This is a genomic window from Streptomyces mabaensis (assembly GCF_053763515.1).
In genome coordinates, this window is sequence record NZ_JBSOPZ010000029.1 from 1 (window position 1) to 25,147 (window position 25,147).

Annotated in this window: 23 protein-coding genes, 1 pseudogene and 1 riboswitch; of the genes and pseudogenes, 13 read left to right on the forward strand and 11 right to left on the reverse strand. The window is 69.9% G+C overall.

Features of this window, described 5'->3' with window-relative positions:
* Window positions 1-134: 134 nt before the first annotated feature.
* Window positions 135-560 (reverse strand): hypothetical protein, encoded by a 426-nt coding sequence (locus tag ACWV17_RS23975; protein WP_455361334.1) that lies wholly within the window; start codon window positions 558-560, stop codon window positions 135-137.
* Window positions 561-710: 150 nt separating this feature from the next.
* On the opposite strand from ACWV17_RS23975, the gene ACWV17_RS23980 reads away from it, so the two are divergent.
* Window positions 711-1,157, forward strand: coding sequence for a PRC-barrel domain-containing protein (locus ACWV17_RS23980; RefSeq protein ID WP_455361335.1), 447 nt, complete (start codon window positions 711-713; stop codon window positions 1,155-1,157).
* Between the two features lie 177 nt (window positions 1,158-1,334).
* Window positions 1,335-1,652, forward strand: coding sequence for a hypothetical protein (locus tag ACWV17_RS23985; RefSeq protein ID WP_455355684.1), 318 nt, complete (start codon window positions 1,335-1,337; stop codon window positions 1,650-1,652).
* Between the two features lie 167 nt (window positions 1,653-1,819).
* Here the strand turns inward: ACWV17_RS23985 and ACWV17_RS23990 are convergent, their stop codons facing one another.
* The 3 genes from ACWV17_RS23990 to ACWV17_RS24000 form a co-directional block, all read right to left on the reverse strand.
* Complete coding sequence (locus ACWV17_RS23990; RefSeq protein WP_455361336.1) at window positions 1,820-2,701, reverse strand: oxygenase MpaB family protein; 882 nt, start codon at window positions 2,699-2,701, stop codon at window positions 1,820-1,822.
* Window positions 2,702-2,859: 158 nt separating this feature from the next.
* Complete coding sequence (locus ACWV17_RS23995; RefSeq protein WP_455361337.1) at window positions 2,860-5,289, reverse strand: SpoIIE family protein phosphatase; 2,430 nt, start codon at window positions 5,287-5,289, stop codon at window positions 2,860-2,862.
* Entirely contained in the window at window positions 5,286-9,935 is a 4,650-nt protein-coding gene (locus tag ACWV17_RS24000) for a HAMP domain-containing protein (RefSeq protein ID WP_455361338.1), read from the reverse strand. Before ACWV17_RS24000 ends, ACWV17_RS23995 begins: the two co-directional genes overlap by 4 nt.
* A gap of 332 nt (window positions 9,936-10,267) precedes the next feature.
* Here ACWV17_RS24000 and ACWV17_RS24005 point away from each other — a divergent pair, with 332 nt between their 5' ends.
* Window positions 10,268-11,137, forward strand: coding sequence for an RNA polymerase sigma factor SigF (locus tag ACWV17_RS24005; protein ID WP_455361339.1), 870 nt, complete (start codon window positions 10,268-10,270; stop codon window positions 11,135-11,137).
* A gap of 57 nt (window positions 11,138-11,194) precedes the next feature.
* Here the strand turns inward: ACWV17_RS24005 and ACWV17_RS24010 are convergent, their stop codons facing one another.
* On the reverse strand, window positions 11,195-11,455 hold the full coding sequence (locus tag ACWV17_RS24010; protein WP_455361340.1) for a WhiB family transcriptional regulator: 261 nt from the start codon (window positions 11,453-11,455) through the stop codon (window positions 11,195-11,197).
* Window positions 11,456-11,513: 58 nt separating this feature from the next.
* The gene (locus ACWV17_RS24015) at window positions 11,514-12,275 is read right to left on the reverse strand and encodes a restriction endonuclease (RefSeq protein WP_455361341.1); all 762 of its coding nucleotides are present in this window, start codon (window positions 12,273-12,275) and stop codon (window positions 11,514-11,516) included.
* Window positions 12,276-12,498: 223 nt separating this feature from the next.
* Here ACWV17_RS24015 and ACWV17_RS24020 point away from each other — a divergent pair, with 223 nt between their 5' ends.
* The 5 genes from ACWV17_RS24020 (at window position 12,499) to ACWV17_RS24040 (ending at window position 15,324) form a co-directional block, all read left to right on the forward strand.
* A complete protein-coding gene (locus ACWV17_RS24020; protein WP_455361342.1) occupies window positions 12,499-12,909 on the forward strand; it encodes an ATP-binding protein in 411 nt (136 codons plus the stop codon).
* Between the two features lie 94 nt (window positions 12,910-13,003).
* A complete protein-coding gene (locus ACWV17_RS24025; protein WP_455361343.1) occupies window positions 13,004-13,906 on the forward strand; it encodes an RNA polymerase sigma factor SigF in 903 nt (300 codons plus the stop codon).
* Between the two features lie 51 nt (window positions 13,907-13,957).
* Window positions 13,958-14,170, forward strand: coding sequence for a hypothetical protein (locus ACWV17_RS24030; protein ID WP_455355693.1), 213 nt, complete (start codon window positions 13,958-13,960; stop codon window positions 14,168-14,170).
* Window positions 14,171-14,195: 25 nt separating this feature from the next.
* On the forward strand, window positions 14,196-14,696 hold the full coding sequence (locus ACWV17_RS24035) for a MarR family winged helix-turn-helix transcriptional regulator (RefSeq protein WP_455361344.1): 501 nt from the start codon (window positions 14,196-14,198) through the stop codon (window positions 14,694-14,696).
* Window positions 14,697-14,814: 118 nt separating this feature from the next.
* Window positions 14,815-15,324 carry a hemerythrin domain-containing protein gene (locus ACWV17_RS24040; protein ID WP_455361345.1) on the forward strand — a complete coding sequence of 170 codons (510 nt, stop codon included), beginning with the start codon at window positions 14,815-14,817 and terminating at the stop codon, window positions 15,322-15,324.
* A gap of 125 nt (window positions 15,325-15,449) precedes the next feature.
* On the opposite strand, the gene ACWV17_RS24045 is transcribed toward ACWV17_RS24040, so the two are convergent.
* Window positions 15,450-15,815 carry an STAS domain-containing protein gene (locus ACWV17_RS24045; protein ID WP_455355696.1) on the reverse strand — a complete coding sequence of 122 codons (366 nt, stop codon included), beginning with the start codon at window positions 15,813-15,815 and terminating at the stop codon, window positions 15,450-15,452.
* A gap of 1 nt (window position 15,816) precedes the next feature.
* Window positions 15,817-17,301 (reverse strand): PP2C family protein-serine/threonine phosphatase, encoded by a 1,485-nt coding sequence (locus tag ACWV17_RS24050; RefSeq protein WP_455355697.1) that lies wholly within the window; start codon window positions 17,299-17,301, stop codon window positions 15,817-15,819.
* A 214-nt stretch (window positions 17,302-17,515) separates the two neighbouring features.
* Here ACWV17_RS24050 and ACWV17_RS24055 point away from each other — a divergent pair, with 214 nt between their 5' ends.
* A complete protein-coding gene (locus ACWV17_RS24055; protein ID WP_455355698.1) occupies window positions 17,516-17,686 on the forward strand; it encodes a hydrophobic protein in 171 nt (56 codons plus the stop codon).
* 90 nt (window positions 17,687-17,776) lie between these two features.
* Window positions 17,777-18,019: a DUF6411 family protein gene (locus tag ACWV17_RS24060; RefSeq protein ID WP_455355699.1), complete on the forward strand. Its 243-nt coding sequence runs from the start codon at window positions 17,777-17,779 to the stop codon at window positions 18,017-18,019.
* A gap of 88 nt (window positions 18,020-18,107) precedes the next feature.
* Here the strand turns inward: ACWV17_RS24060 and ACWV17_RS24065 are convergent.
* Window positions 18,108-18,284, reverse strand: a pseudogene (locus tag ACWV17_RS24065) (serine/threonine-protein kinase); the annotation flags it as partial.
* Window positions 18,285-18,596: 312 nt separating this feature from the next.
* Between ACWV17_RS24065 and ACWV17_RS24070 the strand changes: the two are divergent.
* Both ACWV17_RS24070 and ACWV17_RS24075 read left to right on the forward strand, forming a co-directional pair.
* On the forward strand, window positions 18,597-20,009 hold the full coding sequence (locus ACWV17_RS24070; RefSeq protein ID WP_455361346.1) for an MFS transporter: 1,413 nt from the start codon (window positions 18,597-18,599) through the stop codon (window positions 20,007-20,009).
* 44 nt (window positions 20,010-20,053) lie between these two features.
* Window positions 20,054-21,157, forward strand: a complete 1,104-nt coding sequence (locus ACWV17_RS24075; protein ID WP_455361347.1) for an acyl-CoA dehydrogenase family protein — start codon at window positions 20,054-20,056, stop codon at window positions 21,155-21,157.
* An 80-nt stretch (window positions 21,158-21,237) separates the two neighbouring features.
* Here ACWV17_RS24075 and ACWV17_RS24080 read toward each other — a convergent pair whose 3' ends face one another.
* Window positions 21,238-22,059, reverse strand: a complete 822-nt coding sequence (locus ACWV17_RS24080) for a LysM peptidoglycan-binding domain-containing protein (protein ID WP_455361348.1) — start codon at window positions 22,057-22,059, stop codon at window positions 21,238-21,240.
* A gap of 2 nt (window positions 22,060-22,061) precedes the next feature.
* Window positions 22,062-22,222, reverse strand: a riboswitch (cyclic di-AMP (ydaO/yuaA leader).
* 381 nt (window positions 22,223-22,603) lie between these two features.
* On the reverse strand, window positions 22,604-23,437 hold the full coding sequence (locus ACWV17_RS24085; RefSeq protein ID WP_455361349.1) for a class II glutamine amidotransferase: 834 nt from the start codon (window positions 23,435-23,437) through the stop codon (window positions 22,604-22,606).
* 229 nt (window positions 23,438-23,666) lie between these two features.
* Here ACWV17_RS24085 and ACWV17_RS24090 point away from each other — a divergent pair, with 229 nt between their 5' ends.
* Entirely contained in the window at window positions 23,667-25,145 is a 1,479-nt protein-coding gene (locus ACWV17_RS24090; protein ID WP_455361350.1) for a glutamate-cysteine ligase family protein, read from the forward strand.
* Window positions 25,146-25,147: the final 2 nt, after the last annotated feature.

Here is a 25,147-nt window from a genome sequence, read left to right on the forward strand (position 1 = left end):
GCACCCCCGGACGGAGTCTGGGGGAGGTAGCTGGGGGAGCGTCGTGGCCCCGGCCAAGATCCGCCGGACAGGCCCTAGCTCGGCGACGGCGATGCCTGCCCGGCGTCGTGCAGCGCGCATCGCTCTCCGCCCGGTTACAGACGGCCGCCGGTCAGGCGCGAGAGGGGACCGCGGCTACGCAGGCCCGCCCGGCGTCCCAGCGCGTAGGAGCCGGCCACCACAGTGGCCACACCCGCGCCCGCACCGGCCGCGATCGCCTTCCGGGCCTTGACCAGCGACCAGGCCGTGCCGGCCTTGGCTCCGGCCCGGCCAGCCGCGGAACCGACGGTCCGCTGAACCGTCCTGGCCTTGTCGGCGGCGGCCCCGCCGAATCCGACGAGCGCCTCCTTGCCGCCCTGCGCGGCCGACCGGGTGGCGTCCTTGGCCTCTCGCGCAGCCGTGACGGTCGAGGCCTTGGCGTCCCGTGCGGATGCTGTGGCGCCGTCGGACACGGCGGTCTTCGCGGACCGCGAAGTCGTGTTCGGAATGGTCGAGTTGGTGGACTTGCTGGATTCAGCCATGGGATCCGTGTAACCGGTCATCCCGATGGCAAACCGAAATGACGGGCGGTCGGCGGCCGGCCCTGCGAAGGACGCATGAATCCCGTTTGCCGGTGTGATGGCGGGCAAGGCGTGCAGGGACAGGTCGCGGCAGGGCAGTAAGGAGCAGCAGTGATCACCCAGGAGCAGCTTGCCACGCTGATCGGCACCACGGTCCAGGACGCCGACGGGCTCGACATTGGCCAAGTGGACTGCCTCCTGCTCGATGACACCACGGGCCGGCCCGAATGGGCACGGGTACGGAGCAGCTCGGCCAGGTCCGGTGACGCGTTCGTCCCCCTGCGGGAGGCCGTGGTCTTCGGGGACCGCCTGGAGGTCGCGTTCGCCGCCGCCACGGTGAACGAGGCTCCCGAGGTGGGCTTCGAGGGCGAGGAGGTCCTTTCCGTGACCGACGAGCAGACGCTGTTCGCGTACTACGGCGTGCAGGATGTGCGCGAGCAGGTGAACGCCGACGCGGGCACCGGCTGGGCCGAGATGGACCGGGCGCAGCACATCCGGGACGGCGTGAGCGGCCGCGAGAGCACCCGCACACGCCTGCGGGTCTACCGCGGGGCGTGACGCACGGGGGGTACCAGGGCTGTGTACCGCCCCGGTACCCCCTCAGCGCGTGACGCGTCCCGCAGTACCCGAGATCCCCGAATCAGCCGGTGATCCCGCCGGGAAACGGGGCAGATCCATGGATGGCCCCGAGAGGACGGCCACGGCAGCCGAGACGCGTTCACGCGAGGAGTTTTCATGACCACATACGTCATCACCATTCCGGGCACGTTCCTGAGCGAAGTCACGGATACGTCCCGGGCGGCTCTCGTGCAGCGACTGCGTCCGGCGGACCCGCAGCACACGTCCCTGGGCCAGGAGGAGGATCTGGATCTCCTCACCGTCCACGAGAACGGCACCTTCAGCATCCGCCTGGAGGTGGAGGCGGATGACAGCAGCAGTGCCGAGGCGGATGCGAAGCAGAAGGCGGCGGCCGCGCTGAACGGGGCCGGCTTCGCGGAGAACCAGGCGACGCTGGGCCCGGCGGCCGTCACGGGTATCGACAGCCGGCCCTGACCGCGGGACCGCGCCCTCTCGAACGAGCGGCGGCCCCACGACCGGGGGGAGGGTCGTGGGGCCGCGAAGCGGGACGTCGGGGGGATGTCGTCCCTGCTCATCAGTGCGCATGCCCCGTAACGGGGCTCTCATGCGTAAAGAATCAGCACCGGTGCGAAGGGCCGCGGTCAGGTCGTGTGCGGGGCCTGCGCGGGAGGTGCCATCGCCCAGCGGATCGCCCTGGTCAGCGCGCGTCCGGACAGGCGCACGCAGGTTTCCTCGACGCCCGGCAGGTACGGCAGCCGGAGCGGCCTGCGGGCCCACAGCGGGAGCGTGGAGACCGCGTTCGCGGCGAGGACCGCGTACGGGGCACGCGCGATCCGGGGCAGGGGTGGGTGGAGAAGGAGGAAGCGCGCGGTGTCGCGGGCCTCTTGCGTGGCGCGCAGCTCGGGGCGGTAGGCGGCCAGCCGCTCGGCCAGTTCGGCCCGGTCGCGTGGCGGGTCGATGACACCGAGTGCGGCCGCCACCCGGGATGTGTCTGCGATGTACTCGTCGCAGCCGGTGGTGTCCAGGGGATGGGCGCCGTAGCGCTGGTGCGCGCGCAGGAAACTGTCGACCTCGGCGATGTGTACCCAGGCGAGCAGATGGGGGTCGGCGGCGTAGTAGGCCTCTCCGGCCGCGGTGGTCCCCCGGACGCGCTCGTGCACCGCCCTGACCCGGTCCACCGCCTGCTGTGCGTGGTCCGCTGTGCCGTAGGTCGTCACGGCGAGGAAGGTGCTGGTGCGCTGGAGCCGCCCCCACGGGTCGCCCCGGTAACCGGAGTGAGCGTCCACGGCGGCCATGGCCAGGGGGTGCAGCGACTGCAGCAGCAAGGCCCTGAGCCCGCCGATGAACATCGACGCGTCTGCGTGGACGGTACGGATGGGCCGGTCCGGACCGAACCAGCGGGGCCCCGGCGTGCCGTGGATGCGGGCGCGGTTCTCCCTGCCCGCCGGCCCCGCCACGCGGGTGAGCAGACTGCTGCCGAGTTGCTCCCGCAGGTCGCGGACCCGGGGTGCGGACAAGCCCATCCGTCAAGTATCCGCCGCGACACCCGGCACGTCAGCAGGCCGGCCGGGATCTGCCGTCCCGGACCGACGCACGTCGGCCGGGGCAGAGGTCAGGGCTTGTTGGCGATGGCTCCGAGGCACTGGTTGATCTGCTCCAGTCGCGCGTCCACGCTCCTGGCTCACTCCACCCGTATGCCGATGAGGCAGGTGTCGTCGTCCGTGTCGGACTTGCTGTGGGTGAGGAGGCGGTCCAGTCGGTGTTCGAGGGTGGGGGACGGCGACTGCGCGGTCACCAGCAGCTGGGTGAGGGACTCCTGGACGGCTGTGTCCCTGCGCTCGACCAGGCCGTCGGTGTACATCAGCAGGGTGTCGTCCGGCTCCAGTTGGATCTCCGCCTCCTCGTACTCCGCCTCCGCGAGGGCGCCCAGGAGCAGTCCGCTCACCAGAGGCAGGGTGGTGGCCTCCTGGCCGCGCACCAGTACCGGTGGCAGGTGACCGGCCCGGGCCCAGCGCAGCGTGCGGGTGCCGGGGTCGTAGAGGCCGCAGACCGCGGTGGCGGTGACCTGTCGGGTGAGGTGGTGGGCCACCATGTTGAGCCAGGCCAGCAGTTGCCCCGGACCGGCGCCGGTGACGGCGAGCCCTCGCAGGGCGTTGCGCAGGACCACCATGCCGGTGGCCGCTTCGATGCCGTGACCGGCGATGTCGCCGACGCAGAGCAGAATCCGCTTGGACGGCAGGACCACGGCGTCGTACCAGTCCCCTCCCACCAGCGACTCCGACTCGGCGGGCCGGTAGCGCACGGCGACGTCCAGGCCGGGGGCGTCGAGCGGATCCCGGGTCGGGGGCATGATGGCGTGCTGCAGTTGCAGCGCGAGTCGGTTGCGCTCGGCCGACTGCTGCTCGGTGTGCGCGAGCTGGTCCCGGGTGGCGGCGAGCGCCACCTCCGTCCAGTGCTGCGACGAGATGTCCTGGTACGCACCGCGCACGGCGAGGAGCCGGCCATCGGCGTCGAGGACGGGTTCCGCGATCACCCGGATGTGCCGGGTGACTCCGTCGGGGCGCTGGAGACGGAAAGCGGCCGAGGCGGGGTGCCGGTGGTGGAGCACGGCGCGCAGGAAGCGGCCGAGGGCAACCGCGTCGTCCGGATGCGCGTGGGCGGTGATGTCCTGGAGGGGCACGGGGGCGTCGCTGAGCGGCCGTCCGTACAGGTCGAAGAGCTGGCCGTTCCAGGTGATCTCACCCGTCGAGATGTTCTCCTCGAAGCCGCCGATCCGGCCGAGGCGCTGTGCGTGCTGCAGCAGGCTGGCGAGCCGGGCGGTCTCGTCCTCGATACGCCAGATGAGCAGCACGCTGCCGCCGTGGCGGCTGATGCTGATGTCGGCGACTGCGGCCAGCGGTACTTGGTCGACCAGGGCGGTCAGGGTCATCCGGCGGGCGCGGAACGGCTCACCGGTGGCATGGACCCGTTCCACCTTCTCGAACAGCTCGCTGTCTCCGGCGGCCATGGGGTAGGCCTCCAGCAGCAGCGCTCCGTTGACGGCGCTCCTGGGCCGTCCGGCCGGGTCCATGAAGTGACTGTTGACGTGGTGGACGCGGAAGTCGGTGAGTTGTCCGTCCGGACCGAGACACGGCGTGAGCACCAGGGCCGGGTCGTACAGTCCGTCCGCCAGATCCACCAGCTCGCCGACGTCGGGGAGTTCCCGCTCGGTCGCCCGGGCGTGCACGCCGGCCACGGGGAGTGTTTCGAGGGTGTGGGCGCACAGCTCGGCCAGGGCTTCGATCTGGCGCACGATCGCCGGCGGCTGCGGGGGCAGCGGCCGGGGCCAGCAGATCTCCAGGACGCCGTGGATGCGGCCTCCCGTTCCGGCGGGCAGGGCCACTCGGCCGCCTTCGGGGTGCTGCGTCCGGCCGATGGAGGGGATGCCCGCCTCGGAGAGGGACGCGAACGACATGGTGCGGCGTTCGCTCAGCGCCTGACGGGCGACGGTGGCCACGCCGGGCGGCACGTACCGCCAGCGTCCCGCCTCGTCGGCGGGGAATCCGGCGTGGCCGGAGAGGGTCAGCGAGCCGTCCGGGCCCGCGGTCCAGACCGCGACGGCTGTCGCTCCCAGGGGGGTCAGCGCGTGTTCGAGGAGCGATTCGGCGACGGCCTGGGTGTCGCCGGCTGCCAGCGCGGCGCTCTCCGCCGTACGCAGTCGTACGGCGACGGAAGCGTGGTCGGCCGTGTCGGAGCCGCGGTCGTCGCCCGCCTGCCGGACGAATTCACCGGCGGCTTCGGCCACATGGTCGCGGGCTGCCTGGTTGATGATGTCCGCCGCCAGGTCCAGCTGGGACACGCCGGCCTGGTCGGCGAGTTCGGCGAGCTGTCGCGCCGCCTGCGCCGGGCCGCAGTTGAGCCGCTCGATCATCACGCCCTTGGCGAGTTCGATCAGCGCACGGCCGTCGGCCGCGGCGTGGGCCGCCCGTACCTCGTTGCGCAGCCGTTCCACCGTGGCGGCCAGTCGGCCAACGGGGGAGGTCTGGTGCGTCGTGTCCGGCGGGGGCAGGTCGGCGGGCGTCAGCAGCACGTCGTCCCAGCAGGGTTCCCCGTTGTGTTCGGCGGTGCTCATACGGACACCTGGTGCGGGCCCGTCGGGTCGGCGTCGGGCTGCGCGTCTGTTCCGAGCGCGTCGGTTCCGGGCTGCACGGCGCTGAGCCAGCGGCGGACACGGTTCATGAGGTCATCGGCATCCACCGGCTTGGTGACGTAGTCACTGGCGCCGGCGGCGAGGCTCTTCTCCCGGTCTCCGGGCATCGCCTTCGCGGTGACGGCGATGATGGGCAGTTCGGCGTGCGCGGGCATCTGCCGGATCTCGGCGGTCGCGGCGTAGCCGTCCATCTCGGGCATCATCACGTCCATCAGGATCAGATCGATGTCCGGATGCTCGGCGAGGGCCTCGATTCCCTTGCGGCCGTTCTCCGCGTGCTGGACCTGGATGCCGTGCAGCTCCAGGATGCCGCTGAGGGCGTAGAGGTTCCGCGCGTCGTCGTCCACGACGAGTACGGTGCGGCCCCGGAAGCCGTCGTCGATGGGCAGGGAGTCCTGCCGGCCCGGTTCCTCCGGCCGTACCAGGGGCACCACGTCACCCGGCTGCTCCGCGGACAGGTGCAGCGCGACGCGCTCGCGGAGCTCGTCCAGGCTGGAGATCAGTTCCAGCGGCCGGGTGCCGGCACGCGACTCCAGCATCCGCTCCTGCGCCGCGTCGAGGCGGCGGTTGTTGTGGGCGAGCACGGGGACGGTCCGCAGGGCGGCGTCGCCGTCCATCGCGTCCAGGAAGTGCAGCGCCTCCCCGCCCGGCATGTCCAGTTCGAGGACCACGCAGTGGAACGCTTCGGCGGCGAGCGCACCGGCGGCTTCCTGCGGGCCGATCGCGGTGATGACCTCGATGTCCTCACGGCGGTCGGCCAGCTCGGGGCTCCCCGTGATCTCGGCGACCGCACTCTCGGCAACGAGGGACAGCAGTCCGCGGGGGCGCTCCTCGATCACGAGCAGCCGGCGCGTCTGCCGGGGCACCGGGGCCGCGGGGACGGCTGTCCGCCGCCGGCTGCCGGAGGCCTCGATGGCCGGATGCGTGGGTGCCTCGCCGATCTCACGGTCGTGGAAGTCGGCGCGGGCGACGGGCAGGTAGAGGGTGAAGGTGCTGCCCTGGCCGAGTGAGCTCTCGGCGGTGACGGCGCCGCCGAGCAGATGCGCGATCTCGCGGCTGATGGACAGGCCGAGCCCCGTGCCACCGTACTTCCGGCTGGTGGTGCCGTCCGCCTGCTGGAAGGCTCCGAAGATCGCTTCCAGCTGCTGTCCGGCGATGCCGATGCCGGTGTCCTTGACTCGGAAGGCGACGATCGCGCCGCCCCGGTGCACGGCCGGCGGGAGCTCACCGTCGGCGGCCGGCTCGATCCGCAGCTCCACGCTGCCCCGCTCGGTGAACTTGACCGCGTTGGAGACCAGGTTGCGCAGGACCTGCCGCAGCCGGGAGTCGTCGGTCAGCAGGTCGACCGGTACTCCGGGTGCGGCGGTGATGGTGAAGTCGAGGCTCTTCTGCGTGGTCATCGGGCGGAAGGTCGCTTCGACGTAGTCGATCAGCTGTCGCAGCGCGACCCGCTCCGGGCTGATGTCCATCTTTCCGGCCTCGACCTTCGACAGGTCGAGGATGTCGTTGATCAGCTGGAGCAGGTCGGAGCCGGCCGAGTGGATGATGCCGGCGTACTCGACCTGCTTGGGGCTGAGGTTGCGGGTGGGGTTCTGGGCCAGCAACTGGGCAAGGATCAGCAGGCTGTTGAGGGGGGTGCGCAGCTCGTGGCTCATGTTCGCCAGGAACTCCGACTTGTACTTCGAGGCCAGGGAGAGCTGCTGGGCGCGGTCCTCCAGCTCCTGGCGCGCCTGCTCGATCTCCAGGTTCTTGGTCTCGATGTCGCGGTTCTGGGAAGCCAGCAGCGCTGCCTTCTCCTCCAGCTCCGCGTTGGAACGCTGGAGTTCGTCCTGCTGGACCTGCAGTTCCTCGGAGCGCGCCTGCAGTTCGCCGGTGAGCCGCTGGGACTCGCCCAGCAGTTCGTCGGTGCGGGCGTTGGCGACGATGGTGTTGACGTTGACACCCACCGTCTCCATCAGCTGTTCCAGGAAGCCCCGGTGGACTGGCGTGAACGGAGTGAAGGAGGCCAGCTCGATGACTCCGAGGACCTGGTCCTCGACCAGGACGGGCAGCACCATCAGGCTGCCGGGAGTCGTCCGGCCGAGCCCGGAGGAAATGCTGACGTAGTCGCCCGGCACTCCTTCGGCGGCGATGGTGCGGCGGCTGCGGGCTGCCTGGCCGACCAGCGACTCGCCGAGCTTGAAGCGCTCGTGCGCGGTGCTTCCGGCGGGCCGGCCGTACGAGCCGACGAGCCTGAGCTCGGTGCCTTCGGGCGTCTCCTCGGCGAGATAGAACGCGCCGTACTGGGCGGAGACGAGGGGCGTCAGCTCGTCCATGACGAGTTCGGCCACGACGGCCAGGTCGCGGTGCCCCTGCATCAGCGAGGAGATACGGGCGAAGTTGGACTTCAGCCAGTCCTGCTCCTGGTTGGCCCGGGTCGTTTCCCGCAGGGAGCCGACCATCGAGTTGATGTTGTCCTTCAGCTCGGCGACCTCACCGGAGGCGTCCACGGTGATCGAACGGGTCAGGTCGCCCTCGGCGACGGCGCTGGCGACCTCCGCGATCGCCCGTACCTGCCGGGTCAGGTTCCCGGCCAGCTCGTTGACGTTCTCCGTCAGGCGCTTCCATGTGCCGGAGACGCCCTCGACCTCGGCCTGGCCGCCGAGGCGGCCCTCGCTGCCCACCTCCCGTGCCACCCGGGTGACTTCGGCGGCGAACGAGGAGAGCTGGTCGACCATCGTGTTGATGGTGGTCTTCAGCTCCAGGATCTCGCCCCGCGCGTCGACGTCGATCTTCTTCGACAGGTCACCGTTGGCGACGGCGGTGGTGACCAGGGCGATGTTGCGGACCTGCCCGGTCAGGTTGTTCGCCATGGAGTTGACGTTGTCGGTCAGGTCCTTCCAGGTGCCCGCGACATTCGGTACCCGGGCCTGGCCACCGAGGCGGCCCTCGGTGCCGACCTCGCGACCCACACGGGTCACCTCGTCCGCGAACGCGGAGAGGGTGTCGACCATGGTGTTGATGACCCCGGCGAGGGCGGCGACCTCGCCCTTGGCCTCGACGGTGATCTTCTGCGACAGGTCGCCGCGCGCCACGGCGGTCGCGACCTGGGCGATGGAACGCACCTGGCTGGTCAAATTGGACGCCATCACGTTGACGTTGTCGGTCAGGTCCTTCCAGGTGCCGGAGGCGCCGCGTACGGTCGCCTGTCCCCCGAGGTTGCCCTCGGTGCCGACTTCGCGGGCGACTCGGGTGACCTCGTCGGCGAAGGCGGAGAGCTGGTCGACCATCGTGTTGATGGTCTCCTTCAGCTCAAGGATTTCCCCCCGCGCGTCGACACGGATCTTCTGCGACAGGTCTCCCTGGGCGACCGCGGTGGTGACCTCGGCGATGGAGCGCACCTGCGCGGTGAGGTTGTCCGCCATCACGTTGACGGACTGGGTGAGGTCCTTCCACGTACCGGAGACGCCCTTGACGTCCGCCTGGCCGCCGAGGCGGCCCTCGGTGCCGACCTCACGGGCCACGCGGGTGACCTCGTCGGCGAACGCGGAGAGCTGGTCGACCATCGTGTTGATGGTCGTCTTGAGTTCGAGGATCTCGCCGCGCGCGTCGACGTCGATCTTCTTCGACAGGTCGCCCTTCGCGACCGCCGTGGCCACCTGGGCGATCGAGCGCACCTGGGCGGTGAGGTTGCCGGCCATGAAGTTCACGGAGTCGGTCAGGTCACGCCAGGTTCCGGAGACGCCCTTGACGTCCGCCTGGCCGCCGAGGCGGCCCTCGGTGCCGACTTCCCTGGCCATGCGGGTGACTTCGTCGCCGAACGAGGACAGCTGGTCGACCATCGTGTTGATGGTGTTCTTCAGCTCCAGGATCTCACCGCGGGCGTCGACGGTGATCTTCTGCGAGAGGTCGCCCTTGGCGACCGCGGTGGTCACCTGGGCGATGTTGCGGACCTGATCGGTGAGGTTGCCGGCCATGAAGTTCACGGAGTCGGTCAGGTCACGCCAGGTTCCGGAGACACCCTTGACGTCCGCCTGGCCGCCGAGGCGGCCCTCGCTGCCCACTTCCCGGGCGACGCGGGTGACCTCGTCGGCGAAGGCGGAGAGCTGGTCGACCATCGTGTTGACGGTGTTCTTCAGCTCCAGGATCTCGCCCCGCGCGTCGACGTCGATCTTCTGCGACAGATCGCCCTTGGCGACCGCGGTGGCCACCTGGGCGATGTCGCGGACCTGGGTGGTGAGGTTGCCGGCCATGGCGTTCACCGAGTCGGTCAGGTCCGCCCAGGTACCGGAGACGCCCGGAACGTCGGCCTGCCCGCCGAGAGTCCCCTCAGTGCCGACCTCGCGGGCCACCCGGGTCACCTCCGAGGTGAACAGGGCGAGCTGGTCGACCATGCCGTTGAACACGGTCGCGATCTCACCGAGCAGGCCGTCCGCCTCGTCCGGCAGCCGCGTTCCGAAGTCTCCGTCACGTACCGCCGTGAGCCCGGCCAGCAGCTGTCTCAGCTCCGGCTCCCCGCCCTTCGCGCCACCGCGTCCCGACCTTGCCCGGGGTGCGGGACGCGAGCTCTCGACCGTCGTCTCAGCCATGACTCAATCCTCGTTCCGCTCACCAGGCACCCCGCCGGAAGGACAGGACGCCGCCACGCCCCTGGGCGCTTGGCCGTATGCGCACGACCTTCGACGCCGGCTCATGACCATTGTCATACGACAAATGCCAAGGCAGACTACCCTGACGTAGCTCACCGACGGAAGCGAGGCCCCCGCGCCCGCTCCCCCGGCGGGGTTCACGGGATCCGCCGGGCGCACAGGACCTTGACGAAACACGTTGTCTTGCCGTGTGCATGAAGTCGCGGTTCCCGGGTATGCGGCGCTCACCGCCTTGGCGGGGAGTGACTCGGCGGCGGTCTCGGGAGGGGCACATGAGCGTGAAGACGGCATCCACGGCGCAGGCGACGGAACAGGTGGCAGTGGAAACGGGCGTGGGTGTTCTGCCCACGGTCACCGACCCGCAGAAGATCGCCCCGAAGGACGCCCGCGCTCTGTCGAAGCTGTTCTTCGACCAGCTGGCCTCCCTGGAGGAGGGCACGCACGCGTACCAGTACGCGCGCAACACCCTCATCGAGATGAACATGTCGCTGGTGCGCTACGCGGCGGCGCGCTTCCGCAGCCGTGGCGACGACATGGAGGACATCGTCCAGGTCGGCATGATCGGTCTGATCAAGGCCATCGACCGGTTCGACCTCTCCCGTGAGGTCGAGTTCACCACCTTCGCCGTCCCCTACATCGTGGGCGAGATGAAGCGGTTCTTCCGCGACACCTCATGGGCCGTGCACGTCCCGCGCCGTCTGCAGGAGGCCCGCGTCGAGCTGGCGAAGGCCACCGCGGAGCTCAGCAGCCGACTGGGCCGCGCCCCCAAGGTCGGCGAACTCGCCACGTTGATGAACCTCACCGAGGAAGAGGTCATCGAGGCCCGGATCGCTTCCAACGGCTACACGTCCGCCTCCCTGGACGCCGCCGTCGGCGGCGACAACGAGGACGGCGAGTCGGCACTCGCCGACTTCATCGGCGCCGAGGACCCCGCGATGGAACTCGTCGAGGACTTCCACGCGCTCGCGCCGCTCATCGTCGGGCTGGACGATCGCGACCGGCAGATCCTCCACCTGCGGTTCGTCGAGGAGATGACCCAGTCCGAGATCGGGCGGCACCTCGGCGTCACCCAGATGCACGTGTCCCGGCTGCTCTCCCGCACGCTCGCGCGGCTGCGCGAGGGCCTGCTCGCCACGGGCTGACCCTCAGGCAGGTACGTTCACCCCGCCGGCCGCTCTGAGCGCGGCCGGCGGCCGGCGTCATCGGGTGGGAGAGGAACGCCGGCGTGCCGCGGCGCGGCGCTTCAGCAGACGGCGCTCGTCTTCGCCGCGGCCGCCCCAGACACCGATGTCCTGACCCGTCTCCATGGCCCACTCCAGGCACTGCCGGATTACCGGACAGCGTCGGCACACCGCCTTGGCCTCCTCGGTCTGCAGCAGCGACGGCCCCGAGCCGCCGACCGGAAAGAAGAGCTCAGGGTCCTCGTCACGGCATGCCCCGTCGTGTCGCCAGTCCCTCATGAGGTGGTGGCCCTCCCTTTCTCCTGCGGTTCTCCTGCGGTCGTTTCTGCTGCGGTCGTCAGGGCCGCGGGCCGGCTTCGTGGCCGTCCCAGGGCGAAGGGCCGGTGCCGTCGGTCCAGGCGACGAGGTCCTGATGGTCGATACAGCGGATCCCGCACTGTTCGGCGTAGTCGGCGGCGGGCTGAGTGAACTCGCCCGTGGTCACGACGGCCGCGACATGCGCCTCGTGCACCGCGAAGCAGGTCCCCCCGAAGCGTTGTACGTCCTGCGAGCCGACCTTGTTCAACGGGCCGTAGCGCTTGCACTGAATGACGATGCGCCGGCCGTCGGGTGTGGTCGCCAGGACATCCGCACCGAGGTCCCCGGCACCGCCCACGACCTCGACGTCCTGACAGCCGTCCCGCTCGCACAGCGCCGCTATGGCCTGCTCGAAGCTCTCCGGGTCCATGGCCGCGTAATCGGTGGACGCGAAGGCCCCGGCGGGCGCCCCTTCTTCCACCCCCGCCGGCGGATGGGTGCGTACCGCTTCGGCGGTGCCGGTCTCGACGAGGTGGTACGTGGCATCGACGACCGCGTCGGCGACCCGGCCCGCACCGCGACGGCGGCGTGCGCCGCGGAAAACCGTCGCGGCCGCCACCACTGTCACGGCCGCCACGACGGCGACCGCCGGGTGGTCGCCGGCCGCTCTCACGGCCAGTTTCAGGGTGAGCCCCGCACCGCACAGAACGGCGGCGGCCAGCCCGAAGAACAGGACCGTCTGCCGGAGGCTGAAGGCCGGTCCGCGCTTCGCGAATCGGGACCTTCGGACGGGTACGGTCATATGAGGCGCCCACCCCTGCGTGCGACGGCTCCGGCTACGACGGCTTCAAGATCACTCATGGCTGCCGTCTGCCCCGCTGCGCCGGGTTAAACAGATGGATCCAGCACAACGTGAAAGACGCTCGGGGGCGATCCCGTAATCTTCTGACCAACGTTTCCGGTCCGGCCGAGGATCCCATGCGCAAAGGCAGCCCGAGAGAGCCCGATGACAGCGTGAGTGACCGATGACCGACGTCCCCGCCGGCGGTCACGGCTGGCGCGTCGCTCAAGGGCCGGGCGCCTTCGCCCACGCCCGTGACCTCGCCCGGGAAGCGCTGGAGAAGTGGGGCTGGCCGCCCGAACGCATCGAGGTGGTGGTCCTGCTCGTCTCCGAGCTGGTCACCAACGCCCACCGCCACGCCGGTACGGACGCCTGGCTGCACCTGCACCCGATGGCGGACGGCGTCCGCCTGACGGTCCGCGACGCGAGCCCGGAGCTCCCCGACCGGCGGATCCCGGACCTCTGTACCACCGCCGGCGGCTTCGGGCTGAACCTGCTGGATCACTTCACCGCCGGATGGGGGGTCGAGAAACTCGCCGGCGGCAAGCGCATATGGGCACATGTGCTCAAGTGCCTTCCACATCCGGGGAACTGACGCCCACAAGAGATATTTCGGTGGCCGGACATGTTCCGGGGTGACCGGGGCATGCGGGGTCCTGGACGAATCAGAACTTGGCGAGGATGGGGACATGATGGCGACCTCTACACGTGCCGCTGGTGACCAGGCGGAGGCGGCGGTTCTGTCGCAGCCGGGTGCCCCGACCGAGGTGGGCGAGCTGCCGTGGATCGAGGACGCGGGGAAGATCGCTCCCAGGGATGCCCGGGCCCTGTCCAAGCTGTTCTTCGACCAGCTGCAGGTCCTCGAGGAGGGCACGCACGAGTACCAGTACGCCCGCAACACCCTCATCGAGATGAATCTGTCCCTGGTCAAGTTCGCGGCCAACCGCTTCCGCAGCCGGGGCAGCGGCGAGATGGAGGACATCGTCCAGGTCGGCACCATCGGTCTGATCAAGGCCATCGACCGGTTCGACCTCTCGCGTGAGGTCGAGTTCGCCACCTTCGCCGTCCCGTACATCGTCGGTGAGATCAAGCGGTTCTTCAGGGACACCAGCTGGGCCGTGCATGTGCCGCGGCGCCTGCAGGAGTTGCGCGTCGAGCTCGCCAAGGCCAAGGAGCATCTGGCCACGGTCCTCGACCGCGATCCGACCGTGCGTGAGCTTGCCGAGCATCTTCGGCTGAGCGAGGAAGAGGTCATCGAAGGCCTGGTCGCCGCCAACGGCTACTCCGCCGGCTCGCTCGAAAGCCCCCTCGACAGCGGCGACGAGGGTCAGAACGACCGCGGGGGCCGGGCGTACGCCGACATGCTCGGCGACCGGGACCCCGCGATGGAACTCGTCGAGGACATGCAGGCCCTCGCCCCGCTGCTGGGCGAACTCGACGACCGCGAACGGCACATCCTGGAGATGCGCTTCGGCCGCGAGATGACCCAGTCGGAGATCGGCCAACAGCTCGGCTGCTCCCAGATGCACGTCTCCCGCCTGCTCTCGCGCACCCTGGCCAAACTGCGCACCGGCATGCTCAGCAGCACCTGACAGTCCGGCCGTCACCATGCCTACGACGGGGGTTTCATGAGGAGTCGGAAGGTGAAGACCGCCGCTTTCGTGGTGGTGGTGTGGGCCGGTGCGGCCCTGCTGCTGCGATTCGAGAGCGGTGCCGGCTGGGAAGCATCGGTGCTGCTCGGCGCGGTGGTCGCTCCGTTGGCCCTGTGGATGGGCTGGCTTCGGCGCCGTATGAACGAGCGGGCGCGGGAATGGGGACGTCGCCGAACGCAGCCGTGGCCGGACGAGAAGCGGTGATCGGGCGTAGCCTGCTGAGGGGGATGTGTACCTGTTCGTGGGGAGTGACGGCCAATTGGACCGCGTCGCGGGACCAGCAGAAGATCCCCTGCATGACGTCGCCCGGCAGGTGGCCGAAGCCGCGGAAGCGTTGATGTCGACGTGGGCCAAGGCTGCCCAAGCCGCTCTCCCGCGCCTGTCGAGTCTGCAGTCACAGGCGCTGTTGATCGCCCGGCGATCGCCCGGCATCAATCTCACCGGACTGGCTGCGGAGGTCGGTGCGGCGCCACCCACGGCCAGCAGGCTGTGCGACCGGCTAGAGGCGGCGGGTCTCCTGCGCCGGGAGCGTGCCCCCGGCAATCGGCGGGAGGTCGGGCTCACGCTGACGCTGCACGGCCATGAAATGGTGGACGCGTTGTTCGCCCGGCGCACCGCGGCGATCTGTGAGGTCCTCAGCCGGGTGCCGGCTGCGCGGCGCGGAGAACTACTGGCCGGACTGCGCGCCTTCGCCGAGGCCGCCGTCGACCCAGGCGACTTCATGCCCTGAGAGCCATGCGGCGTGCCGTACATCCAGACCGGTCCCTAGTGGCTCATACCCGACTGACGTGCGGAAACCGGGGTATCCGACGGACCGGAACATCAGCCCCGCTGCCTGAGGAGTCATCATGTCGCCCACCACCCACACCGCCGACGTCGTGGAGCTGATCCTGCAGGATCACCGCCGGATGGAGGAGCTCTTCCGGACGATGCGCAATACGGAGGCCGACCGGGCCGGCGCACTGGCGGAGTTCGCCGCCCTGCTCGTCGCCCACGCCTCGGCCGAGGAGTCGAAGGTCTATCCCGCCCTGAGGCGCTACAAGAAGGTGGATGACGCGGACGTCGAGCACGGCGTTCACGAGCACGAGGAAGGCAACAAGGCACTCCTCGCCCTGCTCGAGGTGGAGGACACCGCCTCCGAGGAGTGGGACGAGAAGCTCGAAGAGCTCGTCACGGCGGTCAACCACCACGCGGACGAGGAGGAGCGGACCCTGCTCAACGACGCGCGGGAGAACATGAGCGACGATCGCCGCACCCAGCTCGGTACGGCGTTCATCGAAACGCGGGCGGAGGAGTTGGCCGCCGGCTGCGGCAGCATCGAGAGCGTACGCAAGATCGTCGCCGCCGCCGGCGGCTGAGAGCCGGCAGTCGGCGCGCCTTTGGAGAAGTATGGGCGGATTTTCTGGGCAGGCGTGGCCATGCGACCGGAGTGGGCGCCGACTGCAGGGAACCTGCACCTCCGAACGGCACCCGCTCCGGTCGCTCAGTCGTGGTGGGCGTGCGCTGCCAGGGCCGCTTCGGCGTCGGGGTGGGCGGGCATCAGCTGGCTGACGCCGGTGAGGTCCAGCAGACGGGCCAGCCGGTCCGGCACGGCGGACAGGGCCAGCGATCCGCCGGCGTCCCTGGCACAGCGCAGGATTCCGATCAGTGCGTTGAGGCCCGAGGAGTCGCAGAACGCCACCGGAGAGAGGTCCAGGATCAGGTGCGGGTGGCCCTGATCAATCAGGTCCAGCGCCCCGGCCCGCAGGACGGGGGCCGTTTCGATGTCGATGTCGCCGGTGACGCTGACCAGTGCCAGCGGACCCGAGGCCTGCTGGACGGTCAGGGTGAGCGTGTGGATCTGTGTCACGTCAGTTCTCCTGACCGGCGCGGGCGCCACCGGCCGGCGCGGCGGCTGTGTGAGCCGTCGCGCTGATCCCCGGGCTGCTGTCCGAAGGGCCTGCGGGTACGGACAGGGCCAGCAGCGCGACGTCGTCGCCGACGCCGTTCGGCAGGTCCTGAATCAGAGCAACGGCGTCATTGACGAGTGCGGTGGCGTCGGCGGGGCCGGTACGCCGGGACAGGAAGGCGGCCACGCCTCTCTCACCGAGCATGGTTCCGTCCGCGAGGCGGGCTTCGATCAGCCCGTCGGTGTACATCAGCAGCCCGTGCCCCGGAGCGAGGTGGAAGGTCTGAGAGGTGAACGCGGCCTCCGCGAAGGCACCGACCAGCATGCCGCCCTTGGTGTGGACTGCGTCCACCTGGGCCGGGCCGGCCGGGCGGCTGCGCAGGCGGTAGGCGGGAGGATGCCCTCCGGACGCCACCGTGACGGTGAATCCGCCGCCCGCGGCGGGCTCCAGGAAGCCGAACAGGCAGGTGCAGAAGCGGCTGCCGACCGAAGCGTCCAGCAACAGCGCGCTGTTCAGTGCGGCGAGCACCGCTTCGGGCTGCGCGCAGTGTTGCGCGGCCTCGCGCAGGGTGTAGCGGGTGAGCGAGGTCACCACCGCGGCCTCGGCACCCTTACCGCATACGTCGCCCAGGAAGAAGGCCCACCTCTCGCCGCCGAGCGGGAAGACGTCGTAGAAGTCGCCGCCGACGTCCCGTGGTGAGTCGGTCTGGTAGTGACAGGCCAGTTCGAGCCCGGGTACCGCCGGCAACGCCGGGGGCAGCAGGGTGCGCTGCAGAGTCGAGGCGAAGGCGGCGACGGCGGCCTTGTCCCGCTCGGCCTGGGCCCGGGCGTCCTGCTCGGTCTTGAGCCGCTCCTGCTCCGCGCGTACCGCGTGGAGTGCCGAGAGCCGCAGCTCCAGTTCGTCGAGGACGATCGCGGCCAGATCCCGGAGCGTGGCCATGTCCTCCTGGGTGATGACCCGAGGGCGGGTGTCGAGAATGTTCACCGTGCCCAGCCGGTTTCCCTCGGGCGTCACGATCGGGGCGGCGGCGTAGAACCGTACGCCCATCTCGCCGGCGACCAGCGGGTTGGAGCAGGCCACCGGGTCGGCCAGGGCGTCGGGGATGACGAGCGTCTCATCGGCGAGGATCGCCGAGGCGCACAGCCCCGGGTCACGGCCTATCTCGCTGACCCCGTCCAGCCCGTGGGTCGCCTTGAACCAGATCCGATCGCTGTCCACGATCGTCACCGTCGCGACGGGGGCCCCGAACAGCCTGGCCGCCAGCCCCGCCACGCGGTCGAACGCGCCGTCGGGCGGGGTGTCGAGAATGTCGTAGCGGCGGACGGCCTCGATGCGAGCCTCCTCGATGCGCTCAGCCTCGATGCGGACCACCCCCTCGTTCGCGGTCGACAGTGGTGGTCGGCACGCGCCCCCGTCCGGCGAGGGCGCCGGTACCGATGCTGGCATCGCCTGGAGTTCTCCTCGTGCGTCGGGAATCCCGTCGGCCTCGATGCGTCCGACGTCACCGGCGACCCTACGCCACGCCGGAAGTCATGGATCCGGCCGCCCTCATGGGCGGCCGGTCTCTTTCGTTGCCCCGAGAACGGCGTAAGAAACGCATAAGATCGAACGCATGGCGGGATTGCTTCGGGGCACACGATGCCCTGGAGGTAAAAACACTATGGTTCCCCTGCTTATCGTCCTTCTGCTCGCTCTGATCCTCTTCGGTGCGGGCTTCGCGCTCAAGGCCCTGTGGTGGATCGCGGTCATCGTGCTGGTCGTATGGCTGCTCGGCTTCGTCATCCGGCCCGCGGCGAGCGGAGGCAAGCGCGGCCGCTGGTACCGCTGGTAGATCCCGGGCGCCGACGCCCTGCCGGGTGGGGGACCAACACATCTGTGGCGGTCCCCCACCCGTCCCCCCTCAGCAGCAAAGGAAGTACCCGTGGTTATTGCCATTGTCGCCGGAATTTGCGTTCTTCTCCTCATCATCGGATTCCTGGTACCCAAGCTCTCGCACGGACCGCAGCGCGGTACTCAGAAGTCACTGGGATTCGGGGCACGCGGCGCCAACAAGGCCCCCGGGGTCCTGGGACGGTGGCTGAGCAAGCCGTTCCACAGCAGCAGCCGAGCGGTGGGTCGCAGTGGCAGTGCCGGCCGCAAGGGCCGTTCGCGTATGCCGTTCTGAGCGCCGCTCAGAACACGAATCACTGCTCTTCCCAGCGAGCTCCGGTCGCGTATACGCGACCGGAGCTCTGCGCTGTCCGGGCCGCCGGCCGGTGCAAGCGGGCTATCGCCGCTTCCATCGGCCCTCCGTCGTACTCGAGTTCACCCTGCAGGCATTCCAGCAGGGCCAGCCCCAGCGCGTAGATGTCGGCTGCCGGGCCGACCGTCGTACCGAGCACCTGCTCCGGCGCCAGGCAGGCGGCGGTCCCGATAAGCGCTCGCTCAGCCGGTAGCGGTCGGCGAGGGTGCCGTGACAGTTCGCCGGATCACCTCGATGGGCCGGTTTGCAGACCGTCATGAGCCTCCCGTCCAGGGGCGCAAGTGCCGCGCGCCTGAACACGCCGACGTCAGAGGGACATAGGTGCGGCTATCCCCGGCTGGGCACCGCATCCCCCGGTCGTCCGGGATCTCGACGGCAGGCGACGCGTGGGTTAACCTACCAAACACTTGTTAGGGAGGAGCGCGGATGCCTGTCGCCTCCGTGTCCCCCTCCTCCCCGGCCCGCGCTCCACCGTCCCTACCGCACAAGGGAGTCAGCCATGTCGTCCGCACCGTCCCCGCAGAGACCCGAGAGCTCCGGGACCTCCGGGAGACCCTCCGCCGCTCCGGACCCCGCTCTGCTGCGCAAGGTGGCACTGTCGAGCCTGCTCGGCACCGTCATCGAGTACTACGACTTCCTGCTCTACGGCACGATGGCCGCCCTCGCCTTCGGCCCCTTGTTCTTCCCCCAGTCGAACCCCACCGTCGGCACGATCGCCGCGTTCGGCACACTGGCCGCCGGCTACGTCGCGCGCCCGGTCGGCGGTGCCGTCTTCGGGCACTTCGGCGACCGGATCGGCCGCAAGTCCATGCTCGTCCTCACGATGGTCCTCATGGGCACGGCGAGCTTCCTCATCGGAGTGCTGCCGACATACGGGACCATCGGCGTCGCGGCTCCCGTCCTGCTGGTCCTGCTCCGGCTCGTGCAGGGCATCGCCATCGGCGGGGAGTGGGCCGGCGCGACGCTGATGGTCGTCGAGCACGCCGACGCACGGCGCCGCGGCCTGTGGAGCGGGGTGATGCAGATGGGATCGCCGCTCGGATTCCTGCTCTCCACGATCGCGGTCACCCTGATCGCGCAGCTTCCCCAGGATCAGTTCATGGCCTGGGGCTGGCGCATTCCGTTCCTGTTCAGCGCCTTGCTGCTCGTCATCGGCCTGTACGTCCGCGTCAGCATCACCGAGAGCCCGCTGTTCCAGCAGGCGGCGCAGGAGAAGGACACCGGCACGACGCCGCGCATGCCGCTCGCCCAGGTACTGCGCCGGCCCCGGAACCTCGTTCTCGCCTGCGCCGTCGGCATCGGCCCCTTCGCCCTGACCGCGCTGATCAGCACCTTCATGCTCACCTACGCCACAACCATCGGGTACGCGACCGCCGATGTGATGTCCGGACTCATCTTCACCGCCGTCACCGGGCTCGTGGCGATTCCGCTCTTCTCCGCGCTGTCCGACCGGGTCGGGCGCCGGGCGGTCGTCCTCAGCGGTGCCGTGGGCATCATGCTGTTCGCCTTCCCGTTCTTCCGCCTGGTCGACGCGAAATCCCCCGCCCTGCTCATCCTCGCCATGGTCCTCGGCCAGGTGCTGCAAGCCGCGATGTACGCCCCTCTCGCGCCGCTGCTGTCCGAGATGTTCGGCACCCGGGTCCGCTACACGGGCGCCTCGCTCGGCTACCAGCTGGCAGCCCTGATCGGCGGCGGGTTCACCCCGCTGTTCGCCAGTGGCCTGCTCAACACCTCGGGCGTTGTCTCCAGCGCACCGCTGGCAGGCCTGGCCATCGGCTGCGGGCTGGTGACCGCGGTGGCCATCTGGCGTACCGCCGAGACCCGTGGCCGGGACCTGACCGAGGAGGACTCCGCCCCGCTCCCCCGCCCGTCGGCGATCCCCCTGAGCGGAGCCGCGTCCGACAGCGCGTAGCGCGCGGCCGGCCCCACGCCACCCACACAGAAAGCAGCAGACGAGTGAGATTGACGGAAGACCAGGACGAACTGCGATCCGCCGTACGGTCGCTCCTCGCCCGCCACGAGGGCGCAGCGGCCTGGCGGCCGCTGACCGAGCAGATCGGCGTCGCCGGACTCGCCGTCCCCGAGGAGTACGGGGGCGTGGGCTGCGGGGCCCGCGAAGTCCACGTCGTCATGGAGGAGTTGGGGCGGGAACTGAGCCCCGCCCCCTATCTCGGCTCCGCGGTGCTCACGGTGCAGGCGCTGCTCGCCTCCGGTGACGACGCGGCGTGCGCGCGGCTGCTGCCGCGGCTCGCCGCGGGCCGCGACGTGGGGGCCCTGGCGTGGGCCGAGCAGGGCTCCTGGGACCCGGCGGCGATCCGTACCGAGGCGGTCCCCGGGCCCGGCGGGACGTGGCGGATCACCGGGACCAAGGAGTACGTGCTGGACGGCGCCGAGGCCGATGTACTGCTCGTCGTGGCCCGTACGACGGGCGGACTCGCGCTGTTCCAGGTCGCCCTGGACGGTACGGGCGTGAGCCGCGAGGCGGCGGTCACGATGGACGGGACTCGGGCCCTCGCATGCGTGGTACTCACCGGCGCCGAGGGCCGCCTCGTCGGCGCGGCCGGCGAGGGTGGCCGGGTGCTGCGGCACGTGCTGGACCTGGCCTGCGCGGCGCTCGCCGCCGAGCAGGCCGGCGCGGCGGCGCGCTGCCTGGAGCTCACGGTCGCCCACGCCAAGGACCGCGTCCAGTTCGGCCGGCCCATCGGCTCCTTCCAGGCGGTGAAACACCGGCTCGCGGACGCGTACGTGCTGGTGGAATCCGCGCGTTCGGCCGCGCTCGGCGCGGCCTTCGCGGCCGCCGAGGGCTCACCGGAGCTGACCCGCTGGGCGGCCGTCGCCAAGTCCGCCTGCTCGGAAGCGTTTTCCGCGGTGGCGGGCGAGATGATCCAGTTGCACGGCGGCATCGGCATCACCTGGGAGCACGACGCACACCGTTACTTCAAGCGCGCGCACGGCTCGGGCCGGCTCTTCGGCCCTGCCGCGTGGCACCGCGGCCGGCTGGCCGCCGACCTGTGCCCGTCCGGGCCCGCACCGCGGTCGGACGACGGCACCGGCACGTGACGCACGGACCGGCCCGCCGGGCACGGGGTTCTCCTCCCGGACCCGGCGGGCCGGTCGCCGCAAGGGCCCGGCCACCGCTGTCAGTAGGGGCCGTTCACGTTGTCGATCGAGCCGTACTTGTCGGCGGCGTAGTTGCACGCCGCGGTGATGTTGGCGACCGGGTCGTAGCTGTCCGTCGAGGTGCCCGGCACGTGGTAGGCCTGGAACGTCGGGTCGATGACCTGGAGGAGACCCTTGGACGGCGTGCCGGCCACCGCGTTGGAGTCCCAGTTGTTGATGGCCAGCGGGTTGCCGGAGGACTCGCGCATGATGTTGCGGTGGATGCCGTCGTAGCTGCCGGGGATGCCGTGCTTGGCCATGATGTCCAGCGACTCCTTGATCCAGCCGTCGAGGTCGTTGGTGTAGGCGGGCTTCGCCGGCGCGGCGGCGGGCTTCGCGGGGGCCGCCGCCTTCGCCTGGGCCGCGGGCTTCACGGCGGGCTTGGGCGCCGACTTCGCGGCCGGCTTCGCGGCGGGCTTCACGGCGGGCTTCACGGCAGCGCCGATCGTAAGCTCGAGACCCGGGTGGATCAGCCTCGGGTTGTCACCGACGACCGTCCGGTTGGCCTCGTAGAGCTGCTTCCAGCCGCCGATCTGGGGGTGCTCGTCCGCGATCTTGGAAAGGGAGTCACCCACGACGACGGAATAGGTCACGGGGGCGGCCTTCTTCGCAGCGGCCGGCGCGGCGACGGTGGCCGGTGCCACGGCCTTCTTCGCGGTGACGGCCGGCGCCTTCTGCGCCGCGGCGGCGGTGGTCGCGGCGATCACCGGGAGGGCGAGTGCGGCGCCGCCCGTGCCGGCGACGACGAAGCCGCGCGTGATCGGATTGGTCTTGGGACGGCGGTGCTTACCCTTTGCAGGCATGACGCGTTCCTCTCCGTCGCCTGCGAGGTGAGCTGTCGGGTTCGGACTGGAGATGCCCGGCCGCAGTGTTGGTGCGACTTGACCCCAAGCCGTTCCGAATAAACGGACCGGCGGCTTACCTGGGTCCCCCGCTCCTGCCGTACGTGAGTGGTGAGTGCGGTTTCCGGACGGCGGCAGGATTCGGCGGTCCACCCGGATTGACGGTGACCGTAAGCGAAATGGACCCGGCGGAACAAGCCTCGAATTTCCCCGCTCAAAGGGGGCAACTGATCCCGCGGGGGAAAAATCCGTCATCCACCCTGGAGCGAAAACCCAACTTTCTTTCCAGGGAAGGGAACTGGGCCTCCGCGGACTTACCGCACACCATGGCGGCTGTGACCGTTATCACGGCCTCCGCGCGCAACCATCCGGCCCGGCATGCCGAATGAAGGAACGACGAATTGCGCAAGTAAGAGGCAAGAATGACTTAAGGCGTTCTTCTCCATGCAGTTCCACCCATAACGGACATATGCGGGTGGAAAGAGTCATCCAGGGCATCCGGGATTTACACCGGCTGAGGCACGAAGGGCCGCAATTCGTCCACCCCCGGCTGGACCACCCCGTAGCTGCTCTCGGGGACCTCGTTCCAGACGCCCGGCAGATCGCCCAGCGGCTCGGAGACGACCATGCGGGTCTTGTCGGACACGCCCCGCAGCAGCGCGATGTCGGGGTGCAGCGCCCGCACCGCATCCGCTCGGCTGCTGTAGAACAGCGAGCGTGAGGCGCCCCCGCTCGAGTAGCGGAAGGCCCAGAGGCGTTCGCTGTCGGTCACCGCGATCGTCATCTGAAGCGGGAAATCCACCCCGTGCTCCCGTCCCAGCCGTTCCACCAGGCCGGCCATCCGCGCGACAGCCCCCGGCGCGTCCTGGTCCAGACCGAACGTGATCGCCAGGTAGAACATCACTTCCGAGTCCGTCGATCCCTCGATGGAGGAGAACAGCGCCGGGTCGATGGCCATGCAAAGGTCCCGCCGCATGCGGTGGAAGTCGGTGATCGCACCGTTGTGCATCCACATCCAGCGGCCGTGACGGAACGGGTGGCAGTTGGTCTGCTGTACCGCCGTACCGGTCGAGGCGCGGACGTGAGCGAAGAACAGGGGTGAGCGGACATGGCTCGCGATCTCGTGCAGATTGCGGTTGTTCCAGGCCGGGCCCGTGTCCCGCACGATCGCCGGGGTCTTGCTGTCGGCCCCGTACCAACCGATGCCGAAACCATCGCCGTTGGTCGTCTCGACTCCCAGATGTGAGTGCAGGCTCTGGTCGATCAGGGAGTGCTCCGGCTTGTACAGGATGTCGTCGAGCACAACGGGCGTTCCCGAATAGGCGAGCCATCGGCACATGGACAACAATCCCTTCCGCCGTCCGGTCCGCATGCGGATCCGAGGAGCGAGCGGCGCCGCGCGAACCGGTCCCTCCCCCACATGTTCGCCCATCGGGGCCGGGAAAGCAGCTTCACGGGCTTCACGGGCACGACGGTGCCGCTCTCACTGGTAGGGGCGGCCGGGGAGTGGGACGCTGAAGAAAGACGCTGCAGAAAGGGGGGTCCGCCGAGGAGACTCGGGAGGGCCGATGGGACGCGATGTCCCGGCGCTGGTGTTCACCCGTGATGACCGCCGCCGGTACCGGAACAAGATGCAGATGTGCCTCGACGCGTTCGCGCAGATGCTGCGTGAGGAGCGTTTCGAGGCCGAGCGGCCGCAGGTGGGCCTGGAGATCGAGCTGAACCTGGTGGACGCGGCCGGCGAGCCGACGATGCGGAACACCGACGTGCTCGAGGCGATCGCGGATCCCGCCTGGTCGAGCGAGCTGGGCCGGTTCAACCTGGAGATCAACGTCCCACCACGTCGGCTGACGGCCGGCGGTCCCGACGCGTGGGAACAGGAGATCCGGGACGCGCTGAACCATGCCGAAGGACGGGCGGCGGCGGTGGGGGCACACCTGACCATGATCGGCATTCTGCCGACCCTGCGGCAGGCGGATGTGGGTGAGGCCGCACTGTCGGAGAACCCGCGGTACCGGCTGCTGAACGAGCAGATATTCGCGGCCCGGGGCGAGGATCTGCTGATTGCGGTGGACGGTGTGGACCGGTTGCGGACGTACGCGGACACCATTACCCCCGAGGCGGCCTGCACCAGTACCCAATTCCATCTCCAGGTCTCTCCGGACGAGTTCGCGCGCTATTGGAATGCGGCGCAGGCGATCTCGGGCGTACAGGTGGCGCTGGCGGCGAACTCGCCTTTCCTGTTCGGCAAGGAACTCTGGAGCGAGACGCGTATTCCCCTCTTCGAGCAGGCCACCGACACGCGCCCCGAGGAGATCAAGGTGCAGGGCGTGCGGCCCCGGGTGTGGTTCGGCGAGCGGTGGATCAACAGCGTCTTCGACCTCTTCGAGGAGAACGCGCGGTACTTCCCCGCGCTGCTGCCGCTGTGCGACGAGGAGGATCCGCTGGAGACGCTCGAAGGCGGCGACATCCCGGAACTGGGCGAACTCACCCTGCAAAACGGCACGATCTACCGGTGGAACCGTCCGGTCTACGCCGTCTCCCACGACAAACCCCATCTGCGGGTGGAGAACCGGGTGCTGCCCGCGGGCCCCACGGTGGCCGATGTCCTCGCGAACGGCGCCTTCTACTACGGGCTGACGCGTGCGCTGGTCGACGAGGAACGGCCGGTCTGGTCACGGATGTCGTTCTCGGCCGCGGAGGACAACCTGCACGCTGCGGCGCGGCACGGGATCGACGCACGTCTGTACTGGCCGGGGATGGGCGAGGTGCCGGTGGCCGAGCTCGTCCTGCGGCGTCTGCTGCCCCTGGCACACCTGGGGCTGGAGCGGTCGGGGATGGACTCGGCATGGCGGGAGCCGCTGCTGGGCATCATCGAACAGCGGTGCGTCACCGGCCGCAACGGCGCGGTGTGGCAGGCGGAGATGTTCCACCACATCTATGACACCGCCCATGTGGACCACCACGAGGCGCTGCGGCGGATGACGCGGCAGTACATCGAGTACATGCACCTCAACGCACCGGCACACTCCTGGCCGGTCGACTGAGC

Bases quoted from the DNA above. Each gene is read 5' to 3' on its own strand.
- ACWV17_RS23975 (WP_455361334.1), bottom strand. From the start codon at position 560: ATGGCTGAATCCAGCAAGTCCACCAACTCGACCATTCCGAACACGACT.
- ACWV17_RS23985 (WP_455355684.1), top strand. From the start codon at position 1,335: ATGACCACATACGTCATCACCATTCCGGGCACGTTCCTGAGCGAAGTC.
- ACWV17_RS23990 (WP_455361336.1), bottom strand. From the start codon at position 2,701: ATGGGCTTGTCCGCACCCCGGGTCCGCGACCTGCGGGAGCAACTCGGC.
- ACWV17_RS23995 (WP_455361337.1), bottom strand. From the start codon at position 5,289: ATGAGCACCGCCGAACACAACGGGGAACCCTGCTGGGACGACGTGCTG.
- ACWV17_RS24000 (WP_455361338.1), bottom strand. From the start codon at position 9,935: ATGGCTGAGACGACGGTCGAGAGCTCGCGTCCCGCACCCCGGGCAAGG.
- ACWV17_RS24005 (WP_455361339.1), top strand. From the start codon at position 10,268: ATGAGCGTGAAGACGGCATCCACGGCGCAGGCGACGGAACAGGTGGCA.
- ACWV17_RS24010 (WP_455361340.1), bottom strand. From the start codon at position 11,455: ATGAGGGACTGGCGACACGACGGGGCATGCCGTGACGAGGACCCTGAG.
- ACWV17_RS24015 (WP_455361341.1), bottom strand. From the start codon at position 12,275: ATGACCGTACCCGTCCGAAGGTCCCGATTCGCGAAGCGCGGACCGGCC.
- ACWV17_RS24020 (WP_455361342.1), top strand. From the start codon at position 12,499: ATGACCGACGTCCCCGCCGGCGGTCACGGCTGGCGCGTCGCTCAAGGG.
- ACWV17_RS24025 (WP_455361343.1), top strand. From the start codon at position 13,004: ATGATGGCGACCTCTACACGTGCCGCTGGTGACCAGGCGGAGGCGGCG.
- ACWV17_RS24040 (WP_455361345.1), top strand. From the start codon at position 14,815: ATGTCGCCCACCACCCACACCGCCGACGTCGTGGAGCTGATCCTGCAG.
- ACWV17_RS24050 (WP_455355697.1), bottom strand. From the start codon at position 17,301: ATGCCAGCATCGGTACCGGCGCCCTCGCCGGACGGGGGCGCGTGCCGA.
- ACWV17_RS24055 (WP_455355698.1), top strand. From the start codon at position 17,516: ATGGTTCCCCTGCTTATCGTCCTTCTGCTCGCTCTGATCCTCTTCGGT.
- ACWV17_RS24070 (WP_455361346.1), top strand. From the start codon at position 18,597: ATGTCGTCCGCACCGTCCCCGCAGAGACCCGAGAGCTCCGGGACCTCC.
- ACWV17_RS24080 (WP_455361348.1), bottom strand. From the start codon at position 22,059: ATGCCTGCAAAGGGTAAGCACCGCCGTCCCAAGACCAATCCGATCACG.
- ACWV17_RS24085 (WP_455361349.1), bottom strand. From the start codon at position 23,437: ATGTGCCGATGGCTCGCCTATTCGGGAACGCCCGTTGTGCTCGACGAC.
- ACWV17_RS24090 (WP_455361350.1), top strand. From the start codon at position 23,667: ATGGGACGCGATGTCCCGGCGCTGGTGTTCACCCGTGATGACCGCCGC.